Origin of the sequence: Vibrio cincinnatiensis (genome assembly GCF_022113815.1) — a bacterium.
GTDB classification, from domain to species: domain Bacteria; phylum Pseudomonadota; class Gammaproteobacteria; order Enterobacterales; family Vibrionaceae; genus Vibrio; species Vibrio cincinnatiensis_A.
The window spans coordinates 121764-137570 of the sequence record NZ_SGOM01000006.1 but is presented as its reverse complement, the minus strand read 5'-3'; the positions used below and the strand labels follow the sequence as shown (position 1 = coordinate 137570).

Annotated in this window: 15 protein-coding genes, 1 other RNA gene and 1 pseudogene; 7 read left to right on the top strand and 10 right to left on the bottom strand. The window is 42.5% G+C overall.

Annotation, left to right across the window (positions count from 1 at the left end; all coding sequences use genetic code 11):
- Positions 1-44 precede the first annotated feature (44 nt).
- Positions 45-368: a DUF1244 domain-containing protein gene (locus EXA13_RS09615; protein WP_238132976.1), complete on the top strand. Its 324-nt coding sequence runs from the start codon at positions 45-47 to the stop codon at positions 366-368.
- A gap of 55 nt (positions 369-423) precedes the next feature.
- Here the strand turns inward: EXA13_RS09615 and EXA13_RS09610 are convergent, their stop codons facing one another.
- Together EXA13_RS09610 and EXA13_RS09605 are read right to left on the bottom strand one after the other, a co-directional pair.
- Complete coding sequence (locus tag EXA13_RS09610; protein ID WP_238132975.1) at positions 424-909, bottom strand: copper resistance protein NlpE; 486 nt, start codon at positions 907-909, stop codon at positions 424-426.
- 151 nt (positions 910-1060) lie between these two features.
- Positions 1061-2128: a PLP-dependent cysteine synthase family protein gene (locus tag EXA13_RS09605; protein WP_238132974.1), complete on the bottom strand. Its 1068-nt coding sequence runs from the start codon at positions 2126-2128 to the stop codon at positions 1061-1063.
- Positions 2129-2288: 160 nt separating this feature from the next.
- Between EXA13_RS09605 and EXA13_RS09600 the strand changes: the two genes are divergently transcribed.
- Positions 2289-2747, top strand: a complete 459-nt coding sequence (locus EXA13_RS09600; protein ID WP_338127221.1) for an Lrp/AsnC family transcriptional regulator — start codon at positions 2289-2291, stop codon at positions 2745-2747.
- A gap of 10 nt (positions 2748-2757) precedes the next feature.
- Here EXA13_RS09600 and tesB read toward each other — a convergent pair whose 3' ends face one another.
- Entirely contained in the window at positions 2758-3615 is an 858-nt protein-coding gene (gene tesB / locus EXA13_RS09595) for an acyl-CoA thioesterase II (protein WP_238132973.1), read from the bottom strand.
- 173 nt (positions 3616-3788) lie between these two features.
- On the opposite strand from tesB, the gene EXA13_RS09590 reads away from it, so the two are divergent.
- Positions 3789-4217: a YbaY family lipoprotein gene (locus EXA13_RS09590; protein ID WP_238132972.1), complete on the top strand. Its 429-nt coding sequence runs from the start codon at positions 3789-3791 to the stop codon at positions 4215-4217.
- 21 nt (positions 4218-4238) lie between these two features.
- Here EXA13_RS09590 and EXA13_RS09585 read toward each other — a convergent pair whose 3' ends face one another.
- Positions 4239-4541, bottom strand: a complete 303-nt coding sequence (locus EXA13_RS09585; protein ID WP_238132971.1) for an MGMT family protein — start codon at positions 4539-4541, stop codon at positions 4239-4241.
- A gap of 52 nt (positions 4542-4593) precedes the next feature.
- On the opposite strand from EXA13_RS09585, the gene EXA13_RS09580 reads away from it, so the two are divergent.
- Positions 4594-5331, top strand: a complete 738-nt coding sequence (locus tag EXA13_RS09580) for a hypothetical protein (RefSeq protein WP_238132970.1) — start codon at positions 4594-4596, stop codon at positions 5329-5331.
- A gap of 159 nt (positions 5332-5490) precedes the next feature.
- Positions 5491-5587: signal recognition particle sRNA small type (ffs, locus tag EXA13_RS09575), an RNA gene on the top strand.
- 253 nt (positions 5588-5840) lie between these two features.
- On the opposite strand, the gene EXA13_RS09570 is transcribed toward ffs, so the two are convergent.
- Entirely contained in the window at positions 5841-7181 is a 1341-nt protein-coding gene (locus tag EXA13_RS09570; RefSeq protein ID WP_238132969.1) for a PLP-dependent aminotransferase family protein, read from the bottom strand.
- Positions 7182-7363: 182 nt separating this feature from the next.
- Between EXA13_RS09570 and EXA13_RS09565 the strand changes: the two are divergent.
- Together EXA13_RS09565 and EXA13_RS09560 are read left to right on the top strand one after the other, a co-directional pair.
- Positions 7364-8282: pseudogene (locus tag EXA13_RS09565) on the top strand (NAD(P)-dependent oxidoreductase).
- 20 nt (positions 8283-8302) lie between these two features.
- The gene (locus EXA13_RS09560) at positions 8303-9085 is read left to right on the top strand and encodes a sulfite exporter TauE/SafE family protein (RefSeq protein WP_238132968.1); all 783 of its coding nucleotides are present in this window, start codon (positions 8303-8305) and stop codon (positions 9083-9085) included.
- Positions 9086-9383: 298 nt separating this feature from the next.
- Here the strand turns inward: EXA13_RS09560 and EXA13_RS09555 are convergent, their stop codons facing one another.
- The 5 genes from EXA13_RS09555 to malZ all read right to left on the bottom strand — a co-directional run bounded on the left by EXA13_RS09555 (position 9384) and on the right by malZ (position 15794).
- Positions 9384-10508, bottom strand: coding sequence for a M20 family metallopeptidase (locus EXA13_RS09555; protein ID WP_238132967.1), 1125 nt, complete (start codon positions 10506-10508; stop codon positions 9384-9386).
- Positions 10509-10517: 9 nt separating this feature from the next.
- The gene (locus EXA13_RS09550) at positions 10518-10985 is read right to left on the bottom strand and encodes a YjiG family protein (RefSeq protein WP_238132966.1); all 468 of its coding nucleotides are present in this window, start codon (positions 10983-10985) and stop codon (positions 10518-10520) included.
- Positions 10982-11731, bottom strand: coding sequence for a nucleoside recognition domain-containing protein (locus EXA13_RS09545; protein ID WP_238132965.1), 750 nt, complete (start codon positions 11729-11731; stop codon positions 10982-10984). The genes EXA13_RS09550 and EXA13_RS09545 overlap by 4 nt, the downstream gene beginning before the upstream one ends.
- A 334-nt stretch (positions 11732-12065) precedes the next feature.
- Positions 12066-13670 carry a methyl-accepting chemotaxis protein gene (locus tag EXA13_RS09540; protein ID WP_238132964.1) on the bottom strand — a complete coding sequence of 535 codons (1605 nt, stop codon included), beginning with the start codon at positions 13668-13670 and terminating at the stop codon, positions 12066-12068.
- Positions 13671-13949: 279 nt separating this feature from the next.
- Complete coding sequence (gene malZ / locus EXA13_RS09535) at positions 13950-15794, bottom strand: maltodextrin glucosidase (RefSeq protein ID WP_238132963.1); 1845 nt, start codon at positions 15792-15794, stop codon at positions 13950-13952.
- Between the last annotated feature and the right edge of the window lie 13 nt (positions 15795-15807).

The following is a 15807-nucleotide window of genomic DNA, read 5'->3' as shown; positions in this document are numbered from 1 at the left end:
TAATATTAGCTATAAAATAATGATGAATAAGAAAGGAAAGTCTCATGCCAGAATTTAGTCACCCAAATTTGACTCAAGAGCAGCAAGATAAAATTGATGCGGCGGTCTTTCGTCGCTTATTAGCGCATTTAGACGATAATAAAGATGTGCAAAATATTGATCTGATGATCTTGGCAGGGTTTTGTCGCAACTGCTTTTGCAAATGGTATCAAGCGGAAGCCGAAAATATTGGGGTTGAGCTTAATCTGGATGATGCTCGTGAACGTGTTTATGGCATGACCTATGACGAGTGGAAAACAAACCATCAATTGCCGGCCACACCAGAGCAATTAGCGGCTTTTGAAGCGCGACAGAATAAAACATTGTAGCTTATACAAAGCCCCAAGTTCAGCAAGCTTGGGGCTTTGTGTTCTAGGTGGGGGGCTATTGTTTTTTAAGGTTATACAGTGATGCTAAATCACCAGTGATTTTTTCACCGTTAATATCCAGCTTCATCAGGATATTCTCCCCCACAAAATATTGATTAGGCGTGTCAGATTTATCTTCTAACGTGATCACACTGCCATTTTTCTCCCAGTGAAATTTCCCTTCACTTGTTAACGCTTTGGCATCTTCTTTACCTTGATACACTTGGGTTAGTGTGTAGGTTAGATCGTCATTAAGCGTTAGGGTATATTCTATTCCAGCGCAATCAGCACAAGGAAGGACACCTTGATAAGTACCTTGCCAGTCTAGGCTGTTATATGCGGTATGTTCTGACGTAAAGGTTTCATTAATGATGGTTTCTGTATTGGAGGCTGTTTGAGACGGGACCGCCGATGGTTCAACCGAGGCTGTTGTTTGCTCTGCATTATCGCAGCCTGCTAAAATTAATGTCAGTGCGCTAAACGCGAAAAATGTCTTTTTCATGGTGTTCTTCCCTTGTCCAAACTGAAGTGGTTGGTGATGCTTTTATTATTGAGCAGATTTATGTCAGGAGGGTCAAATGTGCGTCATATTTTTGATATGAATGGTCAGAGAGGCGTCATACCGCTCTAACCATTTGGTAGAGACGAGCAGATTAGTCGAGAACACCGCACGATTGAAATGTTTCTAGCTTGGCAAAATAAGGGGATAAATCCGTAATATTGGTGGCTAGCCATTCTGGATCGTAGTAAGTGTCTAGGTAACGTTCGCCGCTATCACAAAGTAAAGTGACAATAGAACCACGTTCTCCCTTCTGTTTCATTTCACTGGCTAACTGTAACGCACCATACAGGTTAGTTCCGGTGGAAGCCCCCGCCTTTCTTCCTAAGATACGTTCTAACCAATGAATGGTTGCAATACTCGCCGCATCTGGGATCACTCGCATTTCATCAATCACATTTGGAATAAAACTCGGTTCGACACGTGGGCGACCAATGCCTTCAATCTTGCTACCACATGTTAAGGTGAGTGCATGGTTACGTGTTTGGTAATAATCAAAGAAAACCGAATTCTCTGGGTCCACCACACACAGTTTGGTGTTGTGTTGCTGATAGCGAATAAATCGGCCGATCGTTGCAGAGGTTCCTCCTGTTCCCGGGCTCATGACGATCCAAGTTGGGATGGGGTGTTCTTCCTTCAGCATTTGTTTAAAGATGCTGTCGGCAATATTACTGTTGCCACGCCAATCGGTAGCTCGTTCTGCATAAGTAAATTGATCCATATAATGGCCATTTAATTCTTGAGCAAGACGATACGATTCTGCATAGATCTGATCCGTTCTTTCAACCAAATGGGCTTTCCCGCCATAAAATTCGATCTGTTCGATTTTCTTACGAGCGGTGCATTTGGGCATGACCGCAATAAACGGTAAGCCAAGTAAACGAGCGAAATACGCTTCAGACACAGCCGTACTGCCCGATGAGGATTCAATAATCGGAGTATTGGGGCCAACCCAACCATTACAAATAGCGTAAAGAAAGAGTGAACGAGCCAAACGATGTTTGAGAGAGCCGGTTGGGTGAGTACTCTCATCTTTAAGATAGAGATCGATACCTGAAACACAAGGGAGGTCGAGTTTGATTAAATGCGTATCTGCAGAGCGTTGAAAATCGGCTTCTATTTTACGAATCGCACTGTTAATCCATTGATGGTCGGTACACATGGTTTCTTCCTATTATCTGAACGAGGGTGAACTCTCAATCGCCTATAAATGATGAATAAGGCATAAGAATAATTGAACCTCATGTTTAGGAGAAAAGCTTGGCTAAATTGCCTTTGTTTTGCTAATTTTGTAGAAAAATTTTCTATATAAGTGGGGTTTTGTGCAATTAGATAAGATCGACCGACAATTACTATCCATGTTACAAAAAGACAGCACATTATCGCTGAATGAATTAGCGGAAGCGGTTAACTTGACCACAACGCCTTGCTGGAAACGTTTGAAAAAACTAGAAGAATCTGGAGTTATTCAGCAACGGGTGGCTCTACTTAATCCTGAACGACTAGGTCTGTCATTCATTGCTTTTGTGATGGTAAAAACGAATGATCACTCCCATGAATGGTATCAGCGCTTTGTTGCGACTGTGGATGAATACCCGGAAGTGATGGAGTTTTATCGAATGGCTGGAGAATACGATTATATGATGAAAGTTCTGGCCAAAGATATGAAACACTTTGACCAGTTTTATAAAAAACTCGTTAATCGGGTGGATGGTTTAAATAATGTGACGTCAACGTTTGCGATGGAGTCTTTGAAATACACCACGGCTTTACCGCTATGAGTCGATTTTATTATTTAAAGCGCATCACCCCTTCTTGAACGGCGGTCGCGACTAAATCACCTTGCTGATTATAGATTTCACCTCGCACTAAACCACGAGTACCGCTGGCTGTTGGGCTTTCAATAGCATACAACAACCATTCGTCCATCTTAAATGGGCGATGGAACCAGATAGAGTGGTCAATCGTCGCTACTTGGAATTTGGGTGTCATCAACGAAACTTCATGAGGGTGTAAAGCGGTCACTAAAAACCCCCAATCTGAGGCATAGCCGAGCAAGTATTGATGAATTAATTGTTCATTTGGCACTTCACCGTTTGCACGAATCCATAAGTACTGTTTCGGCTCTTCTTTTTGTGGTTTAAGTGGGTTAATCACTGTGACTGGGCGAATCTCAATGGGTTTCTCTCCACAGAAGATTTTACGCATAGGCTCAGGAAGTAAGTGAGCGATTTGCGCGGCTAATTCAGATTCTGATGCAAAGTTTTCTGGCCCCGGAACATCAGGCATCGCTTTTTGGTGCTCAAAGCCGGAAGCATCCACGTGGTAGGATGCAGTAAGATAAAAGATAGGGCGACCATTTTGGATCGCTTTTACGCGTCGAGTGCTAAAGCTTCGTCCATCGCGTAGGTTTTCCACATCATAAATAATGGGTTTCTCAGGATCGCCCGGGTAGAGAAAATAGCTGTGAAAGGAATGAACGGTACGATCAGAGTCAACGCTGTAACGGGCCGCAGACAATGCTTGCCCAATGACTTGCCCACCGTAAACTTGTGGTAGGCCAAGGTTTTCACTTTCCCCTCGGTATAAGCCTTTTTCGAGTTTTTCTAGTTGAAGTAGGCGTAATAATTCGCTTAATGGTTTACTCATGAACCTCACCTGGTGCTGTCTTTTTGCAAGCTTACGTTATTGATTAACGGATTTATTAGCAACTATTTTGTGAAATAGGTCAAATAGTTGTCAAGATTGAATCTTAGCCATGACACAGTATGAAACGGCATTTATACTTACTCACACTTCCTGTTTCTATTAAGAGAATGATAATGAAAAAAATCGTACTATTGGTGACATCACTTGTACTTGGCGCTGTTTTAGCTGGATGTCAGTATGGTAGCCATCAAAACACAGAAAATACCTTAGCATCTATCACCGGAACGGTGGCTTATCGTGAGCGTATTGCTCTGCCTGAGCAAGCGGTGGTGACCATTTCGTTACAAGATGTGTCATTAGCGGATGCTCCAGCAAAAGTAATTGCGACACAGCGTATCGAAACACAAGGTAAGCAAGTTCCTTTTAATTTTGAGTTGGCTTATGATGCTTCAAAAATTATCGATCAAAACCGCTATAGTGTGAGCGCTCGCATTGAGATGGATGGACAACTACTGTTTATCACTGACATGTACTATGGCGTGATTACTGATACGGCTCATACCACTCAAGTCGATTTAAACCTCGTTGGCGTCCGCCATTAATTCTTTATCCCAATGGTAGCCTTATGGCTGCCATTGGTACTGTTTTAACCGAATTTTCCCTTCCGCACTGACTGCGATATCTTCAGCCATCAGCTTTGTTCGTTGGCGCTCTTTATCAGAACCGCTTAATGAAATTTCCCCTCGGCTATTAATGACTCGAAACCAAGGTAAGCGAGTCTGTTCAGGGAGTTGAGCAAGCACCTTGCCGACGTGGCGAGCATATCCGGGATAACCCGCCATTTTGGCAATTTGCCCGTAGGTTGCTACTTGTCCAAAGGGGATTTGGTGAATGATCGCAAAGATTTGTTGTGAAAACTGGTCCATACTCATAAAGCCCTAGTTCAATGGTTACCACGGATAGGTATAAGGAGCGGGTATGGTATTGTCCATCTTTCAATTTATGATCACAATGATTTTGGCGATGGTCTGCGGCCAGACTATCGGGCTTAGTGCGAATGAACTCCCGTTTATTACGCTAATTATTCCTGCGTTGTGGATTTTTCCTCGAAATGGGGTTGCGGGTATAGTCCTCTTGGTGGCGATGGCTATCTATGGTATGACGCTTGCGTACCAGCCTGCCTCTCTCTCAGTTAGTATGTGGGTCTTGTTTCCCCTTATGATGGTGGCTTTTTCGCGTTCCAGTAATCTCGGAATTATGGTGGTCAGCGGGTTAATCTTACTGACTTTACAGGTCGGGATTATGGTGACACAGTCGGCAGGTAAGTTAGACGGCATGCCCAGTATCACATTGATTCAGTTATTTTCTGTAATGGCAATGTGGTGGGCTGCAAATAGTTGGAAACTCTCTTCACATCGAAACTGGTGGGCATTGGCCTTACTTATTCCATTGTGGATAGCTGAAGCTACTTTTGCTGTTTTATTAGCGTTATGTATGACTGGGTTAATCGCTCTGGTAAACGATTTAGCCAAAGTTTCTCAATTTAATTGGGCAAAATTGCTTTGTTGGACACTGCCTGCTATTGCTTTCATGGTGGTGGTCATTTCTCCAGCTATAGATGTCCCCAATTCTGTTTTTGTGGTCTGGTTATGTTTACTGGCGACGGCTTGGATGACGGATTACTTATTAAAAAGCACAGAAGAGCCAATATCATAAGAGAGCAGAGTGGTGAAATTAGATATCCCAAAATTGTTCAATTGCTGGTCAGTTAAAGCTTCTCGTATGATTTTCTAAGGATTTAGGGTTGCAATAGCGTAAGGGATGCTTGATAATCCACGCACTCTTTAGCGGTAACGTTAAAGTGCACTATGGAGGCTCTGGTCCTCCCGCAACACTAGTTCGTGAACTTGGTCAGGTCCGGAAGGAAGCAGCCACAGCGGATGACGTGTGTGCCGGGATGTGGCTGGGGCTTCCACCCAATATTTTTCCGCTGAAAGCATAAAACGTCTTCCAAAACATATAATTCCCCCCCAAAAACACCGCCTAAACTTAATTCAGTTGTTTTTACCCTATTAATGGGCAAGTTATGTACGTTGTCCATCTTCGAAAACTATCAGTAACCCCAAAAAAGTGTATCCGTTTGCGAGTTTTAAAAGGTTGTACTACTCAGGGTGGTTAGCAAATCCACCCTATCTTAACCACTTTAAAATCATGAGTTCGATTTTTTAGTACGGAAAAAAGCTATTAATGTCTGAATCCAATAATCGTTGGAGCTGATTCAAGCCATCTCTCAATCGAGCCTCATTCCCAATTGACATCAAAGACAATCTGACATGTGGTGTGCTTTCATTATTTGCGCAGAAGTAACTACCACTAGTAACTATTACACCTCGATTTTTTGCTTCCATAGCAAATCGATCTGGCTGCCAATGAGCAGGTAATGGTAGCCAAATATGGTATCCAGAAGCCGTGAGCTCTATAGAAGTAAAGATATCCCTTACCATCTTCTGTCTTTCATTCGCAACTTCCCTTTGTTGGTCCGCTAACCGAAAAGCATCTCCGGATTCAATTAACAAGGTCGCTGCAATAAAATTAATTGGAGACGCAAGCCAGATATTAGTTCGAATATTCGCATTGAGAGTCGTTATCTGACTTTCCGGGGCTTTTAAGTAACCACAACGCATAGCAGGGCTAATTGCCTTAGATAACGCAGAAATGTGGAACGTATAATCTGGAGCAAAATTAGCTATTGGAGGCACTGGTTCATCATCTAAAAAGCAATAAATATCATCTTCAACCAGCCAGACTCTTTTATCGTTGATAACTTGTGCTATTTCCTTTTTTCTGGATTCCGGCATTGAGATCCCTGTTGGGTTTTGATGGCTAGGGACAGCTATCACCATTACAGCTTGATGCACATCAATTGCTCTCGCCAAAGCTTTTGGACATAAACCATTCTCATCAAGATCTACACCAATTACATGACGGTCAGACATATTTACAATAGCCAAAATACCTGGGTAGGTAAGTCGTTCAACTAGAATTGTGTCACCTGGCTTTGTCAAAGTATCAACGAGTAAAGACAAAGCGTGCTGAGCCCCATTCGTCAGTAATATATTATCGCTGTTTGCACCCTCTAAGCCGTATTTTTTCGCCCATTTAACACCAGCCGCTCTATGGAGCTCATGCCCAGAATGCTCAACATATCCAATAGCTGAAGGGGTCAGTAACTCCGCAGATTGCCGGTAGGCATTCTTCAAAGCAGGTACATTTCTCTCCAGACAAGGTTGAAGTATAGAGAAGTTAAAGTTTGTTTCTTCATCGGGAGCTTGGATGGCTTTATCAAGTTCCGAGTTCGCTCGAACAAACGTACCACGACCAATAAATGACTCCAAACACCCTTTGTCATTAAGCAACTTATAAGCTTTTGCAACGGTTGCAGGCGTCGTTCCAAGCTCCTCAGCGAGTAAACGATGAGTGGGTAGCTTTGAACTTGGCGGGAACTTACCTGTTTCAATTTTCTGCTCTATAACTTCTGCTATACGAATGAATTTGCTCTTACTCACTAGGTGGCTCCTCGGGCAATCCTGATTTATAACAGATTATAACATATGTCTTTTTTGTTTTTATTTTTTAAATAAATATACAAATCATTATTGACATAGTTCAATTGTGGGAATAATCTACAAAAAAACGACATTGAGCTAACTCAATGCAGGCTATAACAACATCAGAATAGGCTTAAGAAATGCTAAAAGAAGTGGTAAAGACACTTAAAAAGCAAAGTGTTCAAGAAGTATACGTATCATATGAAGCTGCAAATAGGCTAAAAAGTGCATTCAGTAACTTGCGGTTTAGAGAGGAAAATGAGTGGCTTAATGTAAGAGAATGGCTTGGGAACGTAGTAAAACACAGCCTTAATGATGAAGTGATCAATACTATTCAGGGCTTTAAGTCAGATGATGATCAATGCGCCCTGATTATCCGCGGTTTACCTGTTGATAGCAATTTATGTGCGACACCTTACAACGGTTATGTTCCACCATCAAAAGTTCCTTTAGCTAGCGCTACTCATATTGACATATATCAATTAGCCCAAATTGAACCTGTGTCATACCAAAATGAAAATAAAGGGTTCTTATTTAGGCATGTGGTACCTGCACTCAATGCTCTACATGAAAAGTCATCTCATGGCTCCACTTTTACCTTTGGTCATCATGTTGATAACCCAGATTTACCATTAGCATGTGAGCCTCTGATGAAAAGTTATGGCAAGCCATTGGCTTTAATGGGCAAAAATGGTCAGGGGCAGCGTAGTAAGATGGTCAATCAAATCTGTATTGCAGGCGTATTAAAAGGGCTAAGCGAAGGCCTCCTTATGGCAAAAAAAGCAGATCTCAATATAAACCAGTTAGTTGATGTGTTAAAGCATGGTGCGGCGGGTTCATGGCAAATGGAGAACAGAACCGTAACTATGCCCCAAGGTAAGTTCGATTTTGGTTTTTGATTGGATGCACAAAGATCTCAGCATTTGCCTAAATGAAGCAAATAAGATGGGTGTTGAGCTTCTGTTAACAGGAAAAGTAGACAGTGAATATCAGTCCCTACAGCAACAAGGTTTTGGTCGCATGGATACTTCTGTGCTTTTCAAAATCTACGATCAATAACTTCGACAGGAATTTTCAGTATGGAACTCTTCGGTAACGACATTACACTTTTAATACTAATAGCACTAATGGTATCGGCCTTTGCGGCCGGTTTCATTGACTCAGTAGCCGGCGGTGGAGGATTAATCTTAGTTCCATCTTTTATCCTTGCTGGATTGCCACCTCAATTAGCTCTTGGACAAGAAAAAATTGTCAGCACATTAGGTACTATCGCAGCAATACGTAATTTTATACGAAATAAAAAAGTAATTTGGACTGCCGTGGCAACTGGTATCCCAGCAGGCCTCATCGGTGCGTACGCGGGTGCACAAACTATTCTCTACTTTGATCCCGATACTATCGGTAAAATTATTCTCTTTATGCTCCCTTTCGGAATAATTTTATCGTTCATTCCGAAGAAGAATCGCAATGAAGATAACTCAGCTCCAATTAATAAAACAGTCATTTTATTTGGTGTTCCAACTGCTGTATTTGTAATTGGTTTCTATGACGGATTCTTTGGTCCTGGTACCGGTAGCTTTCTAATTCTGGCGTTACACTACTTACTTAGGTTCGATTTAGTTTCAGCATCAGCGACTTCAAAGTTGTTTAACTTTTCCTCTAACATCGGCGCGTTATTCGCCTTCATGATTGCAGGTAACGTTTTATATATGCTGGCAATGCCTTTAGTAGCAATGAATTTATTTGGTAACCATGTTGGTAGTTCATCAGCAATGAAGTATGGCGCCAAACTGATTCAACGAACCATTTCAGTATCACTTAGTCTACTGATGATTTCGCTGGGTTATAAATTCCTGCTCTAAAAACTAGCCACAAAATTTATACGATAGAACTCTCATTCAATGCGGGTGAGCGTTCTAGTATTAATCTATGATTATATGGTCAACGATATGAAAGGCTTGGTACAAACTGAATCTGATGTCGACTCACTTCTTGCTCCAAAAGCCATAAAATATTCTCAACTTAACTGGGTTGTTTTTCCACAGGAAAGGGACGGCTCATACATGCTCGAAATCTTGATAAACCATATGTAATAAAATATAGATGGTAAAAACCCCGTGTTTATTGTGCTCCACGGGGCTTTGTATGAACACTAAGTGGTTAAGCTGCGAGCTTTTCTAACACACGCATTAGCATACGAATACGAGGTTCGATAGATTCGAGTAACAAGTATTCTTGATCGCTGTGGAAACCGGCACCGATTGGGCCTAAGCCATCGAGTGTTGGTATGCCCAGAATAGCCGTGTTGTTAGCATCTGAACCACCACCGACTGCGTGCCAATTAAGCTCAATAGAAAGTTCTTGGGCGGCGCTTTCAACAAGGTGCATTAAACCTTCTGTCTGTTCACTCGGCACCATCGATGGCTTATAAGCTTCACGCTCAATCGTTACTTTAACACCATCAACAAATGGGGTTTGTGCCATGTTGTGTAGCTTAGTGTTAACATCGTCATATTCGGCGTTGTTCCAGAAGCGAATATCCACTGCTGCTTGAGCATTTTCAGGCACAATATTGGCACCAGCCCCTCCCGATACGACTCCTACATTTAATGTGGTACCCGATTCAAAATTGGTCATAGCATTAATGGCTATGATCCAGTGAGCCATTTCAGTGATTGCGCTACGACCTTTTTCTGGATCGTTACCCGCGTGTGCAGCGATACCATTAAAGTTAATTTTATAGCCTGCCATACCTTTGCGCGCTTTCACTAAACCACCATCCGCACGTGCCGCTTCTGCCACCAATACATTTTTGGCATTTTTGGCGACTGATTGAATCCATTCCACCGAATCATTTGATCCCGTTTCTTCATCTGGATTCATGCAGATACAGATGGACAATTTATCCAGTACCGTTTGCTCAAGATGACGTAGCGCGTACACAATGTTAAGTAGGCCTGATTTCATATCTGACACGCCTGGGCCATAGGCTTTCTCTGCATCTTGCGACATTGGCCGAGCTTCTGCAGTGCCGATAGGGAATACGGTGTCCATGTGACCAATCATCATTATGTCAATATGTTCAGCATCAGGTTGGTTACGAATTTCTAACCCAATACCTGCTTTGCCGCAATCTACACGTTTGACATTCCAGCCATTCATCGCCTGAAATTTTTGTTCAAATTGGTTTGCGATAAACTCAATCCCTTTGAGGGTATAAGTGCCGCAATCAACGTTGATCAAGGGTTTCAATTCTTCCAGATATTGCTCAAGAGAAAATTTCATTACAGACTCCTAAACGAACAGGTTCATGACTAGCATTGCACCGAATGCGTTCAATACTGAGATAGCAATCATCACGGGAATGTAACGGCCTTCCGTGTTGATGGAACCTAAGATTCGGCCGATATATTGTACTTGTGAACCCATGAGATAGATTGCTGGAGCTAAGATAGCAATGTGAGTTCCGTTTAAGATGCCTTGGTCAAATAAGCTGATCACTACACCAACTGCGCCACCCATAGACATCCAAGCGCCGATGAGTACGGCCGCCGCTTCACCTGGTAGGCCAAATATGGCCATCACAGGTGAAAAGACATTACCCATTAAATCTAGAGTGCCTGTGATTTGCAGCGCTTTAATAATAACAAACGCCATCAGAACGTTAGGAACGGTAGAGGTGGTAGCAATTACCCAGCCTTTTTTTGCTCCTTCAATAAAAATATCGGTAACAATCGGCTTTTTTGTTTTTATTTCACTCATTTTTTTGCCTTTTCTTTTAGCGTTTGTGGTTTGTTTTGATTCGTGTTGTCTTGGCTATCTCCTTTGCCTTCCGTTAGGTTTAGGTAGACTCGAAACACGTTAGCTCCAACTATCTTAAAGACGAACATAACGGCAACAGCTAAACCGATGGATGAAGTGACGGCCAGTGAACCGTCAGCCATAGTAAGAGTGAACAACACCGCGCCGGAAGAGAAGAAGTTTACGATGGTTGCACCAGCAGTAAACTGGAACATAGTGAATACGTCGGTTTCACGTTTAGTTAAATGACCTTCATCTTTTAATTGACGAGTCATTGCTGCGCCTGCGTCTGTACTTTGCAGTGAAGCAATCAACGCAAGCCCTGTATTCCCTGGAATATTCATCAAAGGGCGTAGTAAAGGCGTCAGCAATTTACGCGCAGCATCGAGTGCACCGTAATGCTCTAGTACGTTAATCATACCAAGGGCAAACATTACCGTGGGGATTAGCGTCAGTGCGAAGATAAAGCCATCTCGCGCACCACTACCGCCGATACCGCGGAAAGAAGTGCTCATTGCCTGAACCCCTTCCGCTGTTTCTTTTACATCGTAAGCCACGTTACCAAACGCACCATTGAGCGTTGTAAAGTCAAAAATACCGTACCACTGATTTGATTGTAGTAAGCCTGAGAAGAACACAACAGCAAACGCCAGAGCAATATAACTTCCAATCGTTACCTTGTGTTCTGTTGGAACAGGAGTTGTCATAAATTTACCTATGCTTATGGAATCGAACGCATAGGATCTTGAACGTAAAATATGGGTTACATACTGATCATGGTCAACCCTCACGCCGAACGATTAAATCTTCTACGCTTGAAATGCTTTTTTGTGACTAAAGTCTCATTTGTTTAATTTATTGATTTTAATGAATAATTTACTTTTTTAAACCATTCACAAAGCGGCTAATTAAGGATGAAATAACGGTTTTTATTAACACTTTGTTTTGTTCAATGGTTAGAATGATTAAGGGCTCCCCAAAGCATGGGGAGCCCTTATCGTGATGCTGACTAAAACAGCAGCGATAACACTTAATGAGATATTATTTTTTGACAGTAAACTTACTTATCCAAGTTTCAACTTCAGCACCTAGGACTGAGAGTGACTGAACACTGGCATGACTTTCTAGTACAATATGGCCTAAATTGGTGCCATGCTCTTCAATTTGGTTAAGCTGCTGTGAAATATCATTGCTCACTTGCGTTTGTTCTTCAGCGGCATCTGCAATTTGCAGGTTCATGGACGAAATGCTTTCTAGCGCAAGAACCACATCTTCTAATGCGTCAGAGGCATGCTCTGACTCCACCACGGTTTCTGTGCTGGTTTGAGCACAGATCTGCATGGTTTGAATCGCATTTTTTGAGCCTTCTTGTAACTTTTCAATGGTTTCTTGAATTTTTCTGGTACTGGCTTGGGTTCGCCCTGCAAGGTTGCGAACCTCATCGGCTACGACAGCAAACCCTCGACCTTGTTCACCTGCTCTGGCGGCTTCTATTGCTGCATTGAGGGCTAATAAGTTCGTTTGCTCAGTAATATCTCCAATCACTTCTAGAATGCCGACAATATTATTGACATCAGAATCAAGCGTAGAAAGTGCATTACTCGCTCGTTGTAATTGTGAAGAGAGCCCTTTGATATTCGTAACTGTGTTATTAATAATTACTTTTGTGTGTTGGCTTTGTTGATCGGCCTCTGTCGTTTTTTCTACCGTTTCTTTTGTCAATGCTGCCACTTGAGTGGATGAAGCGACCATTTCTGTCATGGCTGCGGCAATCATAGTTGTAGACAGTTGTTGCTCATCAGTCAGATTGGCAATTGTCATTGATCTTGTTTCAGTACTTTCAAGATCAAGGCGTAGCTTAGCCATGGAGGCATCTAGATTCTCAATCAACTGCGCTAGCGATATGCTCATTTCTTGAACGGAACGAAGAATGCTCTTTTTCGGTGCTAGGGTTTCAAAATAACTATGCAAATTACCTGCTGAAATTTGTTGAATAATTTCTTGAACCTCTGATGGGTCGCCACCGATTTGTGTCAGTATTTTTTTCGTTGCATAGACCAATAGCGGTAGAATGATGCATGCTAATACAAGGCTAATGGTGAGCGATGTTTGTGAATTAGAAACAAAGCTGGTTTCACTCGCACTCACACCTGTACCAACAATCCATCCCCAAAGTGGGGTTTTTTGGGCGATAGAGTATTTTGTTTCAGAAGAGTTGCCCGTGGATTGTTGCCATGAATATTCAACCAGTTTATTACCTGAGTTGCTGAGTGATTCCTGTACTACTTGGCCTAAACCTTTACCGTTTACATCTTTAAGATCATTAAAGTTGGTACCATGTAATTGAGGGTCTAATGGTGCAGCCATGATCTGCATGCTGTCATTAACAACATAAACATATTCATTATTACGATATACATTGGCACGCATAACTCGGGTTGCAAGAGCTTGAGCTTCTTCACGAGAAAGCGTTCCATCTTGCTCCATACGTTCGACTTCTGTCAGAATTTGGTAAGCACTTTGGAAGTGTTCTTTAACGCGAACATTATTATCCATGTCGCTGATGACAAAGCCGCTGATGGTCAAGGCCATCATGGCCGATAAAATTATCCCGGAAAGAATATAAGCTTGGTATTTTAACTTCATTTTTGTTTGTTTCTCATGGCTCGCTATATCAACCAATTGTGGTGAGATAGAGAGGAATAACACAGGGAAGGTGTGAGGAAAGTGTGATTCTGACCGAAAGAAACAAAAATGGCTTGTCAGGTTTTTCTGGTAATTCTAAGTTTTTCTGATGTTTTGATAGGGATTGAGTTTAGTTGCATACGTTGTCGATTTGTTTTGAACGTCTTTATGTAACAAGAAGCTTATGGTTGGTGAATTTGGGGCAGGTTTTCAGGCCAGCCAATACGCTGGCCTGAAAGCTTACTCATGTTCGATGAGTACGATACTGTGACGAGCCGGAATATTGACCTTCATCTCCCCTTGCTGATACTCATAACGTTGTGGCTGGTTATAGTGATGAAAAGCCCCTTGCGATAAACCGAGTTGCCATAAGGGTAAGGTTACGTCGCATTGTTCACCTAAATTTATTCCAACAATTACGGCTTGTTTGGCATATTGCCGCGCAAAAACAAAGCAATCAGAAGCTTGATATAGGAGATAAAAATCGCCTTTTTGTAGAGCGATGGACTCTTTTCTTAGGGCAATCAATTGTTGGAAAAAAGCAAAGTAAGGAGATGTTTCCACTCTCTCCCAAGGCATACAACGGCGGTTATCCGGATCATGGCTGCCTCTTAATCCCACTTCGGTTCCATAGTAAAGACAAGGGGTTCCCACGTAGGTAAAGAGTAGGGTACTGGCGATTTTGAATAAGGCTTGATCGCCTGAGACTAATTCAAGAAAGCGTGCAGTATCATGGCTATCGAGCTGATTAAGCTGAGCCAATTGATTGGCCCACGGTATTTTTGCTCTTGCCTCCATGAGCCAGTCAAGAAATTGTGGTACGTGAATATCAATGGGATCAAAAGCGATATCAAGTTTGGTGAGCAAAGCACGTAAGGGGTGAGCAAACCCGTAATAGTTCATGGCGCCATCTTCTTGATCACCTTGTAACCATTGAGTGGCTTCAAAGAAGTGTTCACCTAGGACATAAGATTCAGGGTTGACCTGTTTGGCCGCTTCTCGAAACGCTTTAACATAGTGGGCATTATTTTTGGCCCCTTCGCCTTCGCCAAGCATGTGAATGACATCAAACCGCCATCCATCAATTTGATAAGGTGGCTTTAACCAATACTTGATAACGGCATCTTCTGCCTGATAAATCGTGGCTTTAACTTCAGGATGCTGAAAATTCAGTACCGGTAAGCTAGTAATGCCTTTCCAACCGATATACTCCTGACCATCACCATTAAAGAAATAATAGTCTCGATAAGGAGAGTCTACCGATTGATAGGCTCCGCACTGTGGATGCCAGCCTTGCAGATTAAACCACGGATGCTCGGTGGAGGTATGGTTAAATACCGCATCAAGGATCACTTTCATGTCACGCTGGTGCAAGTTTTGACATAACTGAGCAAAGTGCTCATTGCTGCCCAAATGTGGGTCGATGGTATAGTAATCCATACAGTCATACTTATGGTTACTGGGCGCATGGAATATAGGGTTAAGATAGAGTGCCGTGATTCCCAGTGTTTGCAGATAGTCGAGCTTGGCTTCCACACCATATAAATCGCCCCCATAAAATTCACTCGCCCCATTTCCTTGATGGGTATCGACGGGCGTTCCCCACGGTTTCACGATCACCGGTTTTTTACCCCCGTTAAGCGCATATTCACCGTTTTTCACACTGATGTCTGGGTTAGCATTAGCAAAGCGATCTGGAAATATTTGATAAAAGACTTGTTTGCAGACCCATTCTGGTGGCTGATGCTGCGCATTATATTTGAAGTGGTAATCTCGCCCCGGCATACGGGCTGATATTGATCGGGCATCTAACCACCATTGACCTTTAGGGTATAAAACTTTGAATAGATAATGCGTCACAGGACGGTCTTGGTTAAGCGGAATACGGGCTTGCCAGTAATCCAGTCGGTCGGTTCCCCCAACTTTATGCATTTCAACTAACACTTCTTCGTTATCTGGCTCATGGCGAACCAGTACCTTGGTCGATGGGAAGGCTGAATCCACTGCCAGTGTGAGCGTTAATTGGTTATCTTTGCGAGTTACCCAATGGTCGGTTTGGCCGTGAAAAAGAAAAGGGATGTTCATTATCCAATCTCCT

What these genes read in the sequence shown, in the direction of transcription:
- EXA13_RS09545 (WP_238132965.1), bottom strand. Translation starts at nt 11,731, where the DNA reads ATGACAACTCCTGTTCCAACAGAACACAAGGTAACGATTGGAAGTTAT.
- EXA13_RS09580 (WP_238132970.1), top strand. Translation starts at nt 4,594, where the DNA reads ATGGTATTGTCCATCTTTCAATTTATGATCACAATGATTTTGGCGATG.
- EXA13_RS09610 (WP_238132975.1), bottom strand. Translation starts at nt 909, where the DNA reads ATGAAAAAGACATTTTTCGCGTTTAGCGCACTGACATTAATTTTAGCA.
- EXA13_RS09560 (WP_238132968.1), top strand. Translation starts at nt 8,303, where the DNA reads ATGGAACTCTTCGGTAACGACATTACACTTTTAATACTAATAGCACTA.
- tesB (WP_238132973.1), bottom strand. Translation starts at nt 3,615, where the DNA reads ATGAGTAAACCATTAAGCGAATTATTACGCCTACTTCAACTAGAAAAA.
- EXA13_RS09605 (WP_238132974.1), bottom strand. Translation starts at nt 2,128, where the DNA reads ATGTGTACCGACCATCAATGGATTAACAGTGCGATTCGTAAAATAGAA.
- EXA13_RS09615 (WP_238132976.1), top strand. Translation starts at nt 45, where the DNA reads ATGCCAGAATTTAGTCACCCAAATTTGACTCAAGAGCAGCAAGATAAA.
- EXA13_RS09540 (WP_238132964.1), bottom strand. Translation starts at nt 13,670, where the DNA reads ATGAAGTTAAAATACCAAGCTTATATTCTTTCCGGGATAATTTTATCG.
- EXA13_RS09555 (WP_238132967.1), bottom strand. Translation starts at nt 10,508, where the DNA reads ATGAAATTTTCTCTTGAGCAATATCTGGAAGAATTGAAACCCTTGATC.
- EXA13_RS09590 (WP_238132972.1), top strand. Translation starts at nt 3,789, where the DNA reads ATGAAAAAAATCGTACTATTGGTGACATCACTTGTACTTGGCGCTGTT.
- EXA13_RS09585 (WP_238132971.1), bottom strand. Translation starts at nt 4,541, where the DNA reads ATGGACCAGTTTTCACAACAAATCTTTGCGATCATTCACCAAATCCCC.
- EXA13_RS09550 (WP_238132966.1), bottom strand. Translation starts at nt 10,985, where the DNA reads ATGAGTGAAATAAAAACAAAAAAGCCGATTGTTACCGATATTTTTATT.
- malZ (WP_238132963.1), bottom strand. Translation starts at nt 15,794, where the DNA reads ATGAACATCCCTTTTCTTTTTCACGGCCAAACCGACCATTGGGTAACT.